The organism is Streptococcus australis (genome assembly GCF_047463015.1).
Taxonomy (GTDB): domain Bacteria; phylum Bacillota; class Bacilli; order Lactobacillales; family Streptococcaceae; genus Streptococcus; species Streptococcus australis_F.
Genome location: NZ_JASHER010000008.1, coordinates 52,665 through 68,181 on the forward strand (window position 1 = coordinate 52,665; position 15,517 = coordinate 68,181).

Here is a 15,517-nt window from a genome sequence, read left to right on the forward strand (position 1 = left end):
GTATCAGAGCAATGAGACAAATGGCTAGGCCAAGGAATCCTATTTAAATGAGAGTGGGACAGAAATCGGTCATTCGTTAGAATTCGATTTCGTCGTCCCACCTCCGCACAGTTGAGTAGGGCTGTAAAAGCTGATGAAATCAGCGTAGTAGAGCCCACTCAACCACTGCGTCTTGCTCGACAATCTAAAGACAATTGAGAGGCTAGGACTTTTGTCCCAGCCTCATGGAAGAAATTCAATTTTAAAACTGGTAAAAGGAAACAAAAGCAATTGATTCGTATTTGAACCTTTTTTCACCATTAAGCTTCAAATCGTTTTTGGCCATCCAAGAAGGTTGCAACCAACTCTAAATCTTTATCCAGTACAATGAAGTCAGCATCATATCCCTCACGGATTTGGCCACAGACATCATCGATATGGACAGATTTAGCAGGGTTGAGACTGGCCATCATGACCGCTTCATGAGGATTCGCAATGCCCCACTCAACAACATTCTTCAATCCATCTTTAAGCTTCAAGATCGAACCAGCCAAGTTTCCTGTCGATTTCAAACGGGCCGTTCCATTTTCTACGACAACAGGGAATTCACCCAACATGTAGTCGCCATCTTCCAAGCCACCAGCTGTCATACAGTCGGTGATCAAGGCAATATTTTCCACTCCTTTTTGTTTGAGGAGAATATCGCAAGCTTTTGGATCAACGTGATGGCCATCACAGATTAACTCTGCATAAGTATGAGGAAGTTGGTACATAGCCCCAACCATTCCAAGCTCACGGTGCGTCAAGCCACGCATTCCGTTATAGGCATGCACCCAGACACTAGCTCCAGCATCCACTGCTTTTTTGGCTTCGTCAAAGGTTGCATTGGAGTGCCCAAGCGCAACCGTCACCCCTTCTCCTGTTACTGTACGGACAAAGTCTTCTACACCTTCCCGCTCAGGAGCAAGGGCAATTTTATTGAGCAAGCCGTTGGCTGCTTTTTGCCATGCACGGAATTCATCCATCCGAGGATCTTTCATATAGGCTGGATTTTGAGCTCCCTTGTACTTCTCTGTAAAGTAAGGTCCTTCAAAGTAAATCCCACGAATCTTTGCACCGGAAGCTTCTTGGTATCGTGCACCAATGTTTTCAGTTACTGCTAATAATTGCTCATAAGAAGAGGTCAAAGTTGTTGGCAAAAAGCTAGTAACCCCTGTGCTCAAGAGCCCCTCGCTCATAGTATGAAGGGTTCCCTCGATGTTGTTGTCCATAACATCAACTCCACCAAATCCATGGATGTGCGTATCGACCAAACCAGGAGCAATACTATAGCCTGTATAGTCCAAAACAGTAGCTCCCTCTGGTAGCTGATCTACATGTTTCTCAAATTTGCCATCGACAATTTCTAGATATCCTCCCTTACGAATGCCATGGGGATAAAAGAATTGATCTGCTTGTATATAAGTTATCATGGTGATTTCCTTTCTTTTTCTACCGATATATTCATACACATTATAATCCTTTGTACTGTATTTGTAAATGGTCTAGACCTATTTTGTTTAAATATATTAATATTTTCTATAAATACGATAAAAAATCCAGTTTTTTTGAGCTGGATTTTAGATTGCATATAAAGTCTTCTTTAAAACTTTCCTTAGGTGAGTACGGACGTCAGCGAACTTCTTCGAAGTTCCATGACTTAGTTTTGAACCTACAGTTTCAAAACTCCCGAGTGGCTGAAACTTTAGCGTTTCAGCCACTTTTCTCACAGCGGAAAGTTATAAATTTTCTTAATTAATTAAAAATACAAATTATTTTTTTGAATAAATTTTCTAGCTATTTCATGAAAAAAGTTTGTCTACATTCTAAAATCCAGTCCTAAAGAACTGGATTTTTGCTTTGTCTAGATTTGCTCCAATTGTACCTTCTCTGCTAAATTCATGGCATGGTCTGCGACACGTGTATAGTGAGAGATGATATCAATAAAGTTCACACCTGCTTGAGGTGTACACTCGCCCTTGTTCAGACGAGAAATATGGGTCTTCCGCAATTTCTTTTCGAGCTTTTCAATTGCCTGATGGCGCTGTTCCAACTCTGCTGCCAACTCTTGGTTATCCTCTTCTACACTTCTAAGTGCATCTTTAACAAAAGTAGCAGTTTGTTGGTAGATATCTTCTAATTCAGCCAAGGCATTATCAGAAAACACAACTTTCTTCCGAATGAGGTAGTCCGTCAGGTTGATTAAGGCTTCCGCGTGGTCTCCAATCCGCTCTAAATCTCGAGAAGAATCCAAAATATTGGTCAAGGATTCACTTTCTTTTGGACTCAGAGCTTCACTAGACAAGCGGATCAAGTATTTGGTCAACTGATCATCGATGGTATTAATGGCTTCTTCTGTTTTATGGCCTTTTTCAGCTAGCTTTTCTTCTTGATTTACAATGTAGCGATAGGCCAAGTCGAAACTCTTTTCAGCATAGGTTCCTAAATGCAATAGTTCTTTTTTGGCATTTCCTAAAGCAATCGAAGGAGCTTGGGTAATCAGATTTTCATCCAAGTAAAGTGGTTCGTATTTGACCACTTCATCCTCACCAGGAATCAATTTCGTCACAAAGTAAGCCAAAGCTCCAATGAAGGGGAACTGGATGATGGTATTGGTAATATTAAAGGTCCCGTGAGCAAAGGCTATGGTCATCTCGGGAGACAAATGAAGAGTCGTTTCAAACCATTGAATCAAAGATGTAAACGGAACAAGGAAGACAAGACAGATAATGGTTCCGATAACATTAAAGGCTACATGGGCACCCGCCACACGTTTGGCCGCAATATTTGCTCCCAAGGAAGCAATGATGGCTGTAATGGTCGTTCCGATATTATCACCAAAGAGAACTGGGAGAGCCCCTTTAAGGTCAATCAAATGACTAGCATAGAGATTTTGTAAGATACCAATGGTTGCAGAGGAAGCCTGAATCAAAAGAGTTAATCCTGATCCGACAAAGACACCCAAGATAGGACTTTTACTCAACTCCACCATGTAGTCACGAAAAACTTGCAAATCTTTAAGAGGTTCCATAGCCCCACTCATCAAGTTGAGGGCAAAGAAGATACCACCGACACCAAAAACGATTCGTCCAACATTATTAACCAAACGATTTTTGGTAAAGAAGAGACAAAACGCTCCGATAAAAAGCATAGGCAAGGCGTAGTCTCCTAATTTAAAACCAATGATAAAGGAGGTAACAGTAGTTCCAATATTGGCCCCCATAACAATACCAATAGCTTGATGGAGGGTTAGAAGTCCAGCACTCACCAGACCGACCGTAATCACTGTAACCCCTGAACTAGACTGAATCAAGGCAGTCATCCCAATCCCTACTAGAACCCCTAGAAAGGGATTACTCGTATATTTATCAATATAGTATCGAAGGCGATCCCCTGCAGCCTGTTGCAAGCCTTCTCCCATGGTTTTAATACTATAGAGAAAGAGACCCAAGCCACCTAAGAAGTTAAATAAAATGTTCTGCCAATCAATGGACATTTCTTTCCTCCATCATCATTCGATAAAAGTTTACTCACTCTATTTTAAAACATCCACCACTTGGACACAAGTTTTTTTTTGAAATTTCTTCTGAATTCTGCCATAAAAAAACGATAGACTCTACAGAATCTATCGTTTTGTTCATTATTTTTCATCAAGCTCTCGTAACATTTGATCAATTTTGTTTCCATATTCAATGGATTCATCTTTGACAAAGGTTAAATCCGGAATCTTATATAATTTTAAATTCCGACCTAATTCGCGCTTGATGGTTCCTGTTGCTTTTTCCAGCCCTGTCTGAGCCTTCTGATTATCTGAAGCCAGGTCACTCATAATCGAATAATAAACCTTTGCCATAGACAAATCGCCTAGCATCTGAACATCCGTAATGGTGACACCTTGAACACGTGGGTCACGAACTTTTTTTTGCAAAATTTCGTTGACTTCACGCTTGATTTCCATCCCTACTCGGTCTGTCCGAAAATGACTTGCCATAGGAACTCCTTTCTGATCTGTCTTTAAAACTAGGAAATGGGAGAATTCTTCTCTTCTTTCCTAGTTAACAGTTTATTTTTTAATTTCTTCCATGATGTAAGCTTCGATGGTATCATCCGTCTTGATATCATTATAGCCTTCGATCATCAATCCACCTTCGCGACCGTTGGTTACTTCTTTGACATCATCTTTATAATGTTTCAAGCTAGCAAGAGCGCCATCATAAATCACGACACCGTCACGAATGACACGGACTTTGGAATCACGAGTGACCTTACCACTGAGGACCATAAATCCACCAATGGTACCCACTTTAGAGACTTTGAAGGTTTCACGAATAACCGCTTCCCCGATGACTTTCTCTTCAAACTCAGGATCCAACATTCCCTTCATGGCATCTTCCATTTCTTCAATCACTTTGTAGATGATTGAGTGAAGACGGATTTCTACCTCATCAGCTTCAGCTTGCTGACGCGCTTGAGGAGTAGGGCGGACGTTAAATCCAATGATGAAAGCATTTGAAGCTTCTGCGAGGGTAACGTCTGATTCGTTGATAGCACCAACCGCTGAGTGAACGATGGTAATCTTGACACCTTCTACTTCAATCTTTTGAAGGGAAGCAGCAAGGGCTTCAACCGAACCTTGTACATCAGCCTTGATAATGACATTAACAGATTTCACTTCACCAGCCTTCAAAGTATCAAAGAGGTTTTCAAGGCTGACACGATTAGTTGCTTGCCGTTGTTTCAAGAGGGCACGTTTGGCACGTTCTTCACCCGCTGCACGCGCTGATTTTTCATCTTCATAAACCGCAAAATGGTCACCCGCCATCGGCGCTTCGTTTAGACCAGTAATCGAAACTGGTGTGGAAGGACCTGCAACCTTAACCCGACGTCCAAGGTCATTGGTCATGGCACGGACACGCCCGAAAGTATTCCCGACAACGATTGGATCTTGGACATTCAAAGTACCTTGTTGCACAAGAAGAGTTGCAACCGCACCTTTTCCTTTATCCAAACGCGCTTCGATAACGGTACCAATAGCACGGACTGTTGGGTCTGCCTTGAGTTCTTGGATTTCAGCTACAAGAAGGACCGTTTCCAACAACTCATCGATGTTTTGGTTGAACTTGGCCGAGATTTCTACAAATTCAGAATCTCCACCCCAAGCAGTTGACATAACGCCGTGTTCTGCCAATTCTCCAATAACACGTTCTGGATTGGCACCTGGTTTATCAATCTTGTTAATAGCTACGATGATTGGAACGTTCGCTGCTTTTGAATGGTTGATGGCTTCGATGGTCTGTGGCATCACCCCGTCATCTGCTGCTACAACCAAGATGGTAATATCCGTAACAGAGGCACCACGCGCCCGCATAGAAGTAAAGGCCGCGTGTCCAGGTGTATCCAAGAAGGTAATCTTCTTGCCATTTTCCACGATTTGGTAAGCACCGATATGCTGGGTGATTCCTCCCGCTTCACCTGTTGCTACACGTGAATTACGAAGGGTATCCAAAAGGGTTGTTTTACCATGGTCAACGTGTCCCATGATGGTGACAACTGGTGGACGCTCTACCAATTCATCTGGATTCAAATAGCCATCTTCGACGAAGAAACGTTCGATATCCGCATTGTCCACTTCAACCTTTTTCTTGGCTTCAATTCCATAATCCACTAACAGCAGTTCAATGGTATCGCCATCTAAGGATTGGTTTTGTGTCGCCATCACTCCCATCATGAAGAGTTTCTTAACGATTTCCGCAGGCTCACGCTTAATCCGTTTTGCGATTTCCGCAACCGTCATTCCATCTGTGTACTCAAGTTCACTTGGCAACTCATGGAATTTACGCTCTGTTACTGGTTTTGGAGCTTCATTGCGGTTATTCTTTCCTTTTTTATTCTTTTTGTTGTTGTTCCAGTTACTATTTCTTTGATTTCTCACTTGGTTTTGACTACTTCGATTCTTTTGTTGTTTTCTTGGACCATCTTCTTCGCGATCAAAATCTTCACGTTTTTTGTCTGGTCTAGCTTGCTTTTTCCGACGTGTATCAACTGCTGCAGGACTTGGAGCCGCTACCGGAGTTGCCTTCACTGCTTCTGCCTTTGGTTGTGGAGCAACAACTTCAGTCGTAACTGCCTCTTCGCGCTTACGACGTTGTTGACGGTCTTGCTCTACCTTGGCTGCCTGGTTTTGCTTGTAGCGTTCTTCACTACCACGTGCATATTCTGCATTTTGCTCTGCCTTTAATGCTGCTGCACGGGCTTTGAAGTCAATCTTCGGTGCGCCATTTACAGGATTTGGACGTCCTTGACCGTTGCCAGCTTGGTCACGGCGACGATCATTCCCTTGGTTCCGGCGGTCATTTCCTTGATTTTTTCGCTCATTACGATTTTGGAAACGATCCCCATCCCGACGGTCGTTTTGTTGTTTCTTAGGTCGATTTCCTTGTTGCTGACGACGTTCCGCCTGCTCTTTCGCACGGGCTTCGCGTTCCGCCTTGAAATTACGACTCTTTGGCTTCACAACAGGTGTTGCCACTGTTTCCGTTTTCTTTTCTGGTTGGTTTGCAACAGGTTCTTTTGCAACCGGTGCAGCTTTTACTTGTTTTTCTTCCGTCACTTTAGGAGTTTGGGGCGCCTTTGATGCAAAACTATTGACCAAACGCTCAACCGCTTCACCTTCGATACTAGAAGCGTGACTCTTTACCTCCAACCCTAATTCTTTTGCCCGTGTGACGACTTCTTTACTTTCCTTGCCTAGTTCTTTGGCAATCTCATACAATCTTTTCTTAGACAATTGCTGTCCTCCTCTTCTATTCCATAAGAGACCTCATTTTCTTTGAAAATCCAGCATCTGTCACGGCCGCTACCTTTCGTGAGCGACCAATGGCAGTACTTAATTCTAGTGTTGAAAACACGGTTAATACCGGAATGCCATAATAGTGGCATTTATCTGTGATTTTTTTGGTAAGATTGGGAGCTGCATCATCTGCTAGAAAGACCAAACGAGCCTTTCCTTCTTGAACAGACTTGATGACCAACTCTTCTCCAGAGATGATTTTCCCTGCTCGCTGAGCCAATCCCAATAAATTACTGACTTTTTGCTTATTCAAGGCCTAACTCTCTTCTTTTCACCTTATGATCCACATAAGCAATCAATTCGTCGTAGAAAGCTTCATCCACTTCCATGCTAAAGCTGCGATTGAAGACTTTCTTCTTCTTGGCTTGAAGTGCTTCCTCGTTATCGAGCTTAATATAAGCACCACGACCATTTGCTTTCCCAGTTGGATCGATAAAAACTTGACCTTCTTTATTTTTTACGATTCGCAAGAGATCTCGTTTATCGATAACCTCATTTGAAACGACAGACTTGCGTAAAGGGATTTTTCTTGTCTTTACCATGATTCCCTCCCTATTCGTCTACAGAATTCAAATCACTTTCTACTTCTTCAAAAGCAGGTTCTTGACTTGCTTCCATTTCTTCGTACTCACTAGCTGATTTGATATCAATCCGGTAGCCAGTTAAGTGAGCCGCCAAGCGCACGTTTTGACCACGACGACCGATCGCAAGAGATAGTTTGCTATCTGGTACTACCACAAGGGCATGCTTGCTGTCTTCTTCGTCAAAGATGACTTGATCGACCTCAGCAGGCGCGATGGCATTGTAGATAAATTCTGCTGGATCTGGTACCCACTCAATGACATCAATATTTTCTTCTGTTGGGACCATACGATCCAATTTCTGATCATAACGAGCTGGGTGGAACTTGCTAGTAATCTTTTTGATGTTCGATCCACCACGACCAACGATGGTTCCAATCGCATCTACGTTTGGATTATGGCTACGAACAGCAACCTTAGTCCGGTCTCCAGCTTCACGTGCCACGCTCATGATTTCAACGGTTCCATCATAGACTTCAGGGATTTCTTGTTCCATCAAACGTTTGATCATTTCTGGATGGCTACGACTTACGAAAACGTTGACCCCACGAGGATTGTCTTCTACTTTGTAGACAAAGACTTCGATGCGATCATGAGATTGGAAGACTTCACCCGGGATTTGGTCTTGTTTAGACAATTGAGCTTCGATAGACCCTAAATTCACATAGATAAATCGATTATCAAAACGCTCAACCGTTCCACTCATAATTTCATTTTCATGTTCTTTATAAGTGTTATAGGTAATCGCACGAGTTTGCTTGCGCATTTTTTCCATGATGGTTTGTTTGGCAGATTGAGCTGCGACACGACCAAACTCAGCAGGTGCTTCTTCAAATTTGATTTTGTCTCCCAATTCATAGGCAGAGCTAATCGCAAGAGCATCTTTCAAACTAATTTCTAACCGGCTATCAAATACTTCATCCACTACTTCACGAACAGTATAAACGCGGAAGTCACCAGTCTTTTCATTAAATTCGATAGCCGCACTTTCTGCTTGACCATACCGTCTCCGATAAGCCGAACGCAATGATTCTGTGACAGCTTCAATGATATCTTCTTTTTTGATTCCTTTGTCTTCTTCTAAGATGCGAAAAGCATCTAGCATTTCTTTACTCATTCTTTTCTTGCTCTTAGGCTACTAAGAGCCTTCCTTTCTTTTCTGCTATAATTTGACAGCTAGTCTTGCTTTTGAGACAAGACTATAGGGGATTTCAATGGTTTTCTTTCTGGTTTTGTCCATGTATTCCATGGTCAATTGGTCATCTTCGAACTTAAGGAGTGTTCCTTCAATGACCTTTTGTTTGTCAACTGCCTTGTACAAGCTGACATGGATATATTGACCCAGAGCTTTTTCCACTGCATCTTTGGTTTTTAAGGGACGCTCCAAACCAGGACTCGTCACTTCTAGGAAGTACTGTTCTGGGAATGGATCTGGTTGAATCTGATCCAACAGAGGACTAATCACTTCTGTTAAATCTGCTGTATCATTCAGGGTAATACCACCTGGCTTATCAACAAAGATACTTAGAACATAATCTCCTCCCATTTTTCCATATTCCACATCCACCAATTCAAATGGAGCTTGGATGGCTGGTTGAAGAATTTCTGTTACTAATTCAACAATTGTTGCGATAGGACAACACCTCCTCACAGACAAGAGGCGAAGATATGTCTTCGCCTCTCCTTTTCTATTCGTTTTAAACATTCTAGCACAAGTTCCGTCAAAATGCAAGAATTTCGCCTTCCTCATTCATCCAGCTTTTATCCAAAAGAAAAACGCCTCCTTTTCAGGAGACGTCAATCCTTAACTAGACTTTAAAATTGTGCTTCAACCCGATAAATGACCTGACCCTTACTTGAGAATTTCTTTTCATATTCGGTCATGACATTTCCCTCAAAATCACTAGCATGAAGATCTAGCCAGACACCCTTCAAGGTCATTCCATACTGAGAAAAACTCACCAAACTGTATTCAAAGAGTCCTCGATTGTCCGTCTTGAAATGAATCTCACCATGTTCTGGCAAAATCTGTTTGAAGGTATCTAAGAAACTCTTGTAGGTTAGACGACGTTTTTCATGGCGTTTCTTCGGCCAAGGATCTGAAAAATTGAGATACAATTGATCAATCTCACCGTCTTCAAAGTAATTGGTCAAGCTATCCCCGTCTACCCAAAGCAACTTGATATTGGGAACGTTAGCTTCTAACACCTTATCCAAAGCATAACTTAATACTGATTTTTGAATATCAATCCCGATATAGTTAATGTCTGGATTTTGTTTTGCCATTCCAGTGATAAAGGCACCTTTACCACTTCCCACTTCAATATGAATAGGATGGTCATTTCCAAAAATCTCATGCCACTTCCCTTTGGCTTCTTCTGGCTTCAAAATGACATATTGCGGATTGGCTTCTAATAATTCGGTTGCACCTTTACGGTTTCTAACTCTCATGCTTCCTTCCCATATTTTGACCGGAAATTACGCAAGGCATAAATTTCCCGGTTCACATTCTCTAAATCATTGTTTTCATAGTATTTTACAATCTGACAAAGGAAAGAGTATTGACCAAACCAGTACAATTTACCAAATACAGTTTCATTGTACTTATAGCCGTAATAGACCAACCAATCCTGCCACTGGGAATCTGGAATGTAGTGACTTAAAACATGAGCCACATCCATCATCCGATCTGTTAAGCGGACAGAATCCCAATCTACCAAGTAGATAAATCCACTATCCGTTTCAATCCAGTTACTGTGACGGACATCTCCGTGGACAATGGTTGCATAATCTTCTCGAAAAGCTGGAACAGTCTGTCGTAAACTCTTTAATACAGATTGCAAATAATTGTTTTGACGCAAAGCAATTGGCAACTGACTGCTCAAAGAATTCAATAAATCCAATGGCGACTCAGCTGTGTAGCCCAACTTTCTCAATTGCGTCATCAAGGGGCGTGAACGGTGCAAACGAGTCAGGATATGAACCACTTGCTTTTTTCCCATCCCATTTGGAGTTAAAATTTCTCCATTTAACCATTCTTGTGCGCTCATCACATTTCCGTCAGGTAAGCGTCGGCTCCATAAGAGTTGTGGAGCAATTTGTTCTTTAGCTAACCCTGCTAATATTGGAGTCGTATTCATTTTGACAAATACTTTCCCCCCATCCGGATAAGTCCCCATAAAGGCTTTTCCGCTTTTACCAGCAATTGGGGTTAACGTTAGCTCTTTTTCGTTCGAGTCCATCTCTTCCTCCGTAAAAAGTTTCCCATCTATTTTACTAATTTTAAAGCGTTTCGTCAACTAATCGTCTCACCTTGAAAGGTGCATAACCATAGGCTAAAAAGGCTGTGAAAGCTAGCAAGGCCAGGACGAGAATTTTCTCTTCAAAGACCAGTAATCCCAGTCCTCCCTCGACAAGAACCACAAACAAAGTCACCGATTGAACTGTTTGAAGAAGCCCTCGTGTTTTAGCACTGATTTCCAAGGGGAAGAGTCGCGTTAAATACTGATAGTCAAAGGCCTTGTAGAGTCCGAGCAATTGAAAAACAAGTAAATAATTCAAAAGTCCAGCGACAGCCACTGCTACTAGTGTTTGCGGGATGAAGAGAAAGACAGCTATTGATAGTCCTAATAGACGCAGACTCATGGAAAACAGATCTCCATTTCTGAGATAAGAACGGAGATACAGGTTGTTCCAGGTCTTGCCACTGACTTTCGGGACTATTTTTGTCAGCGTGTCTAAATAAGCCCGCCGTTTTACGCTATTAGTCATTCCTTTTACTGTTGTAAAAAGGGCAAAAAACCTTAGAATACTTTGCTTTCTCAGATTTTCAAGCTCTACGATTCGCTCCCAATCAAGACCCGCCTGGTTATAGAATCTTTTCCCCTTTCCTTGAAAAACAAGAACTTTCAACAAGAAGAGAAGAGTCAAATAAACCACTACAATGGTAAGAGACAGTCCTAGAGCCAGAGCCAAAGGGACAAACAGGACGAGCACAAGGGTTTGCACAATCCCCCAGAAAATAGTCGCTCGTAAGGTCTGTTGGTTCAAATAGCCTTTCAATTGCTCTTCTTTTGCCAGAAGGAAAATCATGTCTGGCTTCTCAAAATAGGTTGCGATGGAACCAATTGGAAGCAGGAGCAAAGGAGCAAGGGCAAGTACAAGGAGGAGAAGGCTCTTATCTTCTGGTAGGGAGCGCAAAAATTGACTGTACTGAACCGCTAAAAAGCCTAGAAAAATCAGGAGAAAGAGGACAAAGTGATCATTAAACACATAGCGAGAATATTTTAAGCACTGATTGCGAAAGGTCGTCTTCCTCTTTTGTAAAACTTCAATCATCGGTCAGCCTCTTTTGTTAGTGCAAGGTAAATCTCATTCAAATCTGCATCTGCCATTCCAAATTCTGTCCGCAAATCCTCTAAAGTCCCCTGAGCACGGACCTGTCCCTTATGGAGGATGACAAAGGCATCACACATTTTTTCAGCAGAATCCAGAACATGGGTACTCATTAAAATAGATTTCCCCTTCTCTTTTTCCACCTTCAATAATTGAATTAAATCTGAGATCGCAACTGGATCCAAACCTAAGAAAGGCTCATCGACAATAAACAAACTTGGATCAACAGCAAAGGCACAAATAATCATGACCTTTTGTTTCATCCCCTTAGAAAAATGGACAGGAAACCAATCCAATTTTTCCTCTAGTCGAAATTGCTTCAAGAGAGGAGTCACACGCGCAAAAACTGCTTCCTGATCCAAGTCATAGGCCATCGCCACTGTCTCAATATGCTCACGCAGGGTTAACTCCTCATAAAGGCTCGGTGTTTCAGGAATATAACCAATTTTTTGGCGATAGGCACTTGGAGAAGTAGCTAAAGTCAAACCGTCGATCCGGATTTCGCCAGCATAGGGACGCAGTAAACCTATAATTTCATTTATGGTCGTTGATTTCCCTGCTCCATTCAAGCCAATCAATCCAATTAATTGACCATCGCCAACCTCAAAACTAACATCTTTCAAGACAGGGATATTGACATAGCCTCCTGTCAGGTTTTTTATTTCTAACATATTTTCTTAGCTTTCTGGTATAATGTTCTTATATTATAACAAAATCTAGCGAAATTGAGGTACATTTATGGTTTCGGATTGTATTTTTTGTAAGATTGTTGCCGGAGAAATTCCTGCTTCTAAGGTCTACGAAGATGACCATTTTCTTGCTTTTTTAGATATCTCACAGGTCACTCCAGGCCATACCCTTGTGATTCCAAAAAAACATGCCCGTAATCTATTGGAGATGACACCAGATGAAACGGCTGCCCTTTTTAACATCGTTTCAAGAGTCACCAAAAAAGTGGAAAGTGCTACACAGCCTCAAGGAATGAATATCATTAGTAACATGGAAGAAATTGCGGGTCAGTCTGTCTTCCACACCCATGTGCATATTCTTCCACGCTACTCTCAAGAGGACGATTTAAAGATTGATTTCATTGCCCACGAGCCTGATTTTGACCGCCTTGCCCAATTAGCCAAGGATATCTCAAACCATTAAAAAGGAGCTTACTATGAAATTAAGAGATCTATTTTGGTTCGCGACTGGAGCAACCATCAGCTATCAACTTGTTAAAAATCGCGAACCACTGAAAAATGAATTCAACGAAACTAAACAACTCACGGATGGAATCCAATCAAACCTTTCAATAATCAAAAAGAATATTGAAATCATCCAAGAGCAAAGAGTCCTTTTAAATCAATTACTGGAAGACTTTTCCTATAAAGCAAGGGTCTTCTCTCAGCAAGCCAACGCTTCTGTAGAACAAATCCAAACTATTTGGTCTGAGAAATCTAAAACGAATGACTAACTAAAAAAGGTTTTGAGATTGCTATCTCAAAACCTTTTTATTTTTTGACTTAGTTTCCTCCGGTACCAGCTACTGTTGTATCCGTATAAGGTGGCACTGTCGGTTGGTTTGGCGTAACTGCTTCTGAGCTTACAGAAGTTTCTGGAACATAGGAAGGATCGTAATAGCCTCCACCAGTATCCTGGCTCGCCTCTACTGGACTTTCACCACTTTCTGATGAAACGCTTCCCCCAGTTTCGTCGCCATCCAATAGAACGGCACTTGTTTTGAGCTTGCTTACAGGTGATAAGCCCAGACTTTTACGCAGAATATTCTGCATCTTCAACAGGTGTTCTGAAGTAACGATTTGGTAACTTCCACCATCCGCTAGGGTGGCATCTTCCCCTTTCAACTGTTCCATACGAATGTTCTTCAAGGCATCTCGATACCCCATCAACTGCATCAAGCTATTCGTATCCAAGGAGATATTGGTCTGCATATTATCACTAACTGCTTCAATAATTCCTTGATAGTTGCTCAGACCATCCAAAGTCAATACTTTCTTGATGATCTTTTCGATGACTTCCCGTTGGCGTTTTTGACGGCCATAGTCTCCTTCTGGATCTTGGTAACGCATCCGTGAGTATACCAAGGCTTGCTCTCCATCAATCTCTTGACGACCTGGTGGAATTTTCGCTGTGTATTCCGGTTCATTTTCTTCAATCGAAATATCAAAATCAAATGGATTGTTTACCGTGATACCGCCGACCTTATCAACCAGTTGGACCAGGCCTTTCATATTGATCATCGCATAACGGTCGATATGAATATTCATCAAATCTTGGATGGTTTTAATGGCCAATTCTGCTCCACCTTGAGCATAAGCCGCATTTAGCTTAGCTTGTACAGTTTCTCCATCTTGCGTAATATTGGTCAAGATATCCCGTTCCAAACTCATAATCGTTGTTTCACGCGTCTGTGGATTCACTGTCACGAGAATCATGGTATCACTATTCCCTACCCACTGATCCTCTCTTGAGCCTGATCCAGTATCGACTCCCATGAGTAAGATGGTCATTGGTTTGTTTTCTGCGATGACATTGTTTTCATCCCCAATCCCTTTATAAGTCTTACTCAACGAATTTGTCGACTGATTGAGGATGGTCAGCCCATAGGCTCCAAGCCCGATTGTCGTTACGGCCAACAAACTAAAAAACATTAATAGAATTTTTTTAATCATAGATTCTGTCCATCTATCAGTTTGCCCATGAGGTAAACATCCAGATATTCCCCTTCCTTGTATACGCCCCTCTTGCGGAGACCTTCAATTTCAAATCCTAGCGTTTGGTAGAGATGGACGGCCCGTTCATTTCGAACTTGGACACTGAGGTCTAATTTCCGAAGGAGGTTGGTACCTTCTGCCCATGCGATTCCTTCTTCTAGGAGAATACGACCCAAGCCTTTATTCCAATAGGCTTTTCGAACAACGATAAAGACATCTCCAATATGACGCAAGGCCCTATTTTGATCCGCCGCAATATTTAAGACACCTACCAAATCCTCACCCAAGTATAACAAAAGACATAATTGGTTGTCTGTTTGTGCTTGTGTTTCAGCAAAGATTTCTAACTCTTGCTTGGTCATCCCAAGTCCTTCTGAAGATAAGGTCGTAAAATCAGATTCAGTCGCTACATCTTTAAAAAAGTCGAGTAAAGACTGTGCATCCGACACTTCAGCCTCTTTCAAAAAGAGATCTAGTACCTGTTCCATCTTCAAGCTCCTACAGAAGTCAGAAATGACTCCCTTAATTGTTCTGCACGTTCCCCGACAGCTGACAAGCGTATCTCGCGTCCGTCACCATCCTTGAGCAATTCAACCTTTAAATATCCAGCAGGAAGACTGGTCTCTAGCAACTCTCCCCATTCAATGACGGTAACCCCTTCACCAAATAAAAAGTCATCCAAATCAATCGAATCTGGATCGTCCCCAATACGATAGACATCCAGGTGATACAAGGGCAAGCGGCCTTCATATTCTCTCACGATAGTATAAGTAGGACTTTTGATCATCTGGCGAATGTCCAAACCTTGAGCAAGGCCTTTTGTAAAGGTTGTTTTTCCTGCCCCCAAATCTCCAGTCAGAATCACTACATCCTGTTTTTCTAATCGTTGACCCAACTGTTTCCCAAGCGCAATCAACTCTTGTTCATTTTGACTTTTCATTCCACCATTA

The 15,517-nt window shown here is 42.0% G+C and carries 17 protein-coding genes; 2 read left to right on the forward strand and 15 right to left on the reverse strand.

Annotated elements, in window-relative coordinates; all coding sequences use genetic code 11:
- Positions 1 to 299: 299 nt before the first annotated feature.
- The 12 genes from nagA to QM873_RS08120 form a co-directional block, all read right to left on the reverse strand.
- The gene (gene nagA / locus QM873_RS08065; RefSeq protein ID WP_414279132.1) at positions 300 to 1,451 is read right to left on the reverse strand and encodes an N-acetylglucosamine-6-phosphate deacetylase; all 1,152 of its coding nucleotides are present in this window, start codon (positions 1,449 to 1,451) and stop codon (positions 300 to 302) included.
- Positions 1,452 to 1,882: 431 nt separating this feature from the next.
- On the reverse strand, positions 1,883 to 3,514 hold the full coding sequence (locus tag QM873_RS08070; RefSeq protein WP_414279133.1) for a Na/Pi cotransporter family protein: 1,632 nt from the start codon (positions 3,512 to 3,514) through the stop codon (positions 1,883 to 1,885).
- Positions 3,515 to 3,658: 144 nt separating this feature from the next.
- Positions 3,659 to 4,009 (reverse strand): 30S ribosome-binding factor RbfA, encoded by a 351-nt coding sequence (gene rbfA / locus QM873_RS08075; RefSeq protein WP_414279135.1) that lies wholly within the window; start codon positions 4,007 to 4,009, stop codon positions 3,659 to 3,661.
- Positions 4,010 to 4,081: 72 nt separating this feature from the next.
- Positions 4,082 to 6,805 (reverse strand): translation initiation factor IF-2, encoded by a 2,724-nt coding sequence (gene infB, locus QM873_RS08080; RefSeq protein ID WP_414279136.1) that lies wholly within the window; start codon positions 6,803 to 6,805, stop codon positions 4,082 to 4,084.
- A 16-nt stretch (positions 6,806 to 6,821) separates the two neighbouring features.
- Positions 6,822 to 7,121 carry a YlxQ-related RNA-binding protein gene (locus QM873_RS08085; protein ID WP_048715247.1) on the reverse strand — a complete coding sequence of 100 codons (300 nt, stop codon included), beginning with the start codon at positions 7,119 to 7,121 and terminating at the stop codon, positions 6,822 to 6,824.
- Positions 7,114 to 7,410 carry an RNase P modulator RnpM gene (gene rnpM / locus QM873_RS08090; protein ID WP_006596879.1) on the reverse strand — a complete coding sequence of 99 codons (297 nt, stop codon included), beginning with the start codon at positions 7,408 to 7,410 and terminating at the stop codon, positions 7,114 to 7,116. The genes QM873_RS08085 and rnpM overlap by 8 nt, the downstream gene beginning before the upstream one ends.
- Positions 7,411 to 7,420: 10 nt before the next feature.
- Complete coding sequence (nusA, locus tag QM873_RS08095) at positions 7,421 to 8,566, reverse strand: transcription termination factor NusA (protein ID WP_006596880.1); 1,146 nt, start codon at positions 8,564 to 8,566, stop codon at positions 7,421 to 7,423.
- 45 nt (positions 8,567 to 8,611) lie between these two features.
- Positions 8,612 to 9,100 (reverse strand): ribosome maturation factor RimP, encoded by a 489-nt coding sequence (rimP, locus tag QM873_RS08100; RefSeq protein WP_193389713.1) that lies wholly within the window; start codon positions 9,098 to 9,100, stop codon positions 8,612 to 8,614.
- 164 nt (positions 9,101 to 9,264) lie between these two features.
- Positions 9,265 to 9,900 carry a tRNA (guanosine(46)-N7)-methyltransferase TrmB gene (trmB, locus tag QM873_RS08105; protein WP_061564771.1) on the reverse strand — a complete coding sequence of 212 codons (636 nt, stop codon included), beginning with the start codon at positions 9,898 to 9,900 and terminating at the stop codon, positions 9,265 to 9,267.
- Positions 9,897 to 10,691: a cell cycle regulator CcrZ gene (gene ccrZ, locus QM873_RS08110; protein ID WP_023022280.1), complete on the reverse strand. Its 795-nt coding sequence runs from the start codon at positions 10,689 to 10,691 to the stop codon at positions 9,897 to 9,899. The genes trmB and ccrZ overlap by 4 nt, the downstream gene beginning before the upstream one ends.
- 40 nt (positions 10,692 to 10,731) lie before the next feature.
- A complete protein-coding gene (locus QM873_RS08115) occupies positions 10,732 to 11,787 on the reverse strand; it encodes an ABC transporter permease (RefSeq protein ID WP_414279137.1) in 1,056 nt (351 codons plus the stop codon).
- Positions 11,784 to 12,515, reverse strand: a complete 732-nt coding sequence (locus QM873_RS08120) for an ABC transporter ATP-binding protein (protein ID WP_125336180.1) — start codon at positions 12,513 to 12,515, stop codon at positions 11,784 to 11,786. The genes QM873_RS08115 and QM873_RS08120 overlap by 4 nt, the downstream gene beginning before the upstream one ends.
- A 67-nt stretch (positions 12,516 to 12,582) precedes the next feature.
- On the opposite strand from QM873_RS08120, the gene QM873_RS08125 reads away from it, so the two are divergent.
- Together QM873_RS08125 and QM873_RS08130 are read left to right on the forward strand one after the other, a co-directional pair.
- Positions 12,583 to 12,996 (forward strand): HIT family protein, encoded by a 414-nt coding sequence (locus tag QM873_RS08125; protein WP_126403819.1) that lies wholly within the window; start codon positions 12,583 to 12,585, stop codon positions 12,994 to 12,996.
- 13 nt (positions 12,997 to 13,009) lie between these two features.
- Complete coding sequence (locus tag QM873_RS08130) at positions 13,010 to 13,306, forward strand: hypothetical protein (protein ID WP_195214381.1); 297 nt, start codon at positions 13,010 to 13,012, stop codon at positions 13,304 to 13,306.
- Positions 13,307 to 13,355: 49 nt separating this feature from the next.
- Here the strand turns inward: QM873_RS08130 and lytR are convergent, their stop codons facing one another.
- Genes lytR through tsaE form a run of 3 tightly spaced genes read right to left on the reverse strand, consistent with a single transcriptional unit; the run spans position 13,356 to position 15,507 of the window.
- Complete coding sequence (gene lytR, locus QM873_RS08135; protein ID WP_414279138.1) at positions 13,356 to 14,525, reverse strand: glycopolymer--peptidoglycan transferase LytR; 1,170 nt, start codon at positions 14,523 to 14,525, stop codon at positions 13,356 to 13,358.
- Entirely contained in the window at positions 14,522 to 15,055 is a 534-nt protein-coding gene (locus QM873_RS08140) for a GNAT family N-acetyltransferase (RefSeq protein WP_414279139.1), read from the reverse strand. Before QM873_RS08140 ends, lytR begins: the two co-directional genes overlap by 4 nt.
- Before the next feature lie 2 nt (positions 15,056 to 15,057).
- The gene (gene tsaE, locus QM873_RS08145) at positions 15,058 to 15,507 is read right to left on the reverse strand and encodes a tRNA (adenosine(37)-N6)-threonylcarbamoyltransferase complex ATPase subunit type 1 TsaE (protein ID WP_125375217.1); all 450 of its coding nucleotides are present in this window, start codon (positions 15,505 to 15,507) and stop codon (positions 15,058 to 15,060) included.
- Positions 15,508 to 15,517 lie beyond the last annotated feature (10 nt).

Coding starts and splice junctions, on each gene's coding strand:
- nagA (WP_414279132.1), bottom strand. CDS start 1,451: ATGATAACTTATATACAAGCAGATCAATTCTTTTATCCCCATGGCATT.
- QM873_RS08130 (WP_195214381.1), top strand. CDS start 13,010: ATGAAATTAAGAGATCTATTTTGGTTCGCGACTGGAGCAACCATCAGC.
- QM873_RS08115 (WP_414279137.1), bottom strand. CDS start 11,787: ATGATTGAAGTTTTACAAAAGAGGAAGACGACCTTTCGCAATCAGTGC.
- tsaE (WP_125375217.1), bottom strand. CDS start 15,507: ATGAAAAGTCAAAATGAACAAGAGTTGATTGCGCTTGGGAAACAGTTG.
- rnpM (WP_006596879.1), bottom strand. CDS start 7,410: ATGGTAAAGACAAGAAAAATCCCTTTACGCAAGTCTGTCGTTTCAAAT.
- nusA (WP_006596880.1), bottom strand. CDS start 8,566: ATGAGTAAAGAAATGCTAGATGCTTTTCGCATCTTAGAAGAAGACAAA.
- QM873_RS08125 (WP_126403819.1), top strand. CDS start 12,583: ATGGTTTCGGATTGTATTTTTTGTAAGATTGTTGCCGGAGAAATTCCT.
- trmB (WP_061564771.1), bottom strand. CDS start 9,900: ATGAGAGTTAGAAACCGTAAAGGTGCAACCGAATTATTAGAAGCCAAT.
- QM873_RS08120 (WP_125336180.1), bottom strand. CDS start 12,515: ATGTTAGAAATAAAAAACCTGACAGGAGGCTATGTCAATATCCCTGTC.
- ccrZ (WP_023022280.1), bottom strand. CDS start 10,691: ATGGACTCGAACGAAAAAGAGCTAACGTTAACCCCAATTGCTGGTAAA.
- QM873_RS08140 (WP_414279139.1), bottom strand. CDS start 15,055: ATGGAACAGGTACTAGATCTCTTTTTGAAAGAGGCTGAAGTGTCGGAT.
- rbfA (WP_414279135.1), bottom strand. CDS start 4,009: ATGGCAAGTCATTTTCGGACAGACCGAGTAGGGATGGAAATCAAGCGT.
- lytR (WP_414279138.1), bottom strand. CDS start 14,525: ATGATTAAAAAAATTCTATTAATGTTTTTTAGTTTGTTGGCCGTAACG.
- QM873_RS08070 (WP_414279133.1), bottom strand. CDS start 3,514: ATGTCCATTGATTGGCAGAACATTTTATTTAACTTCTTAGGTGGCTTG.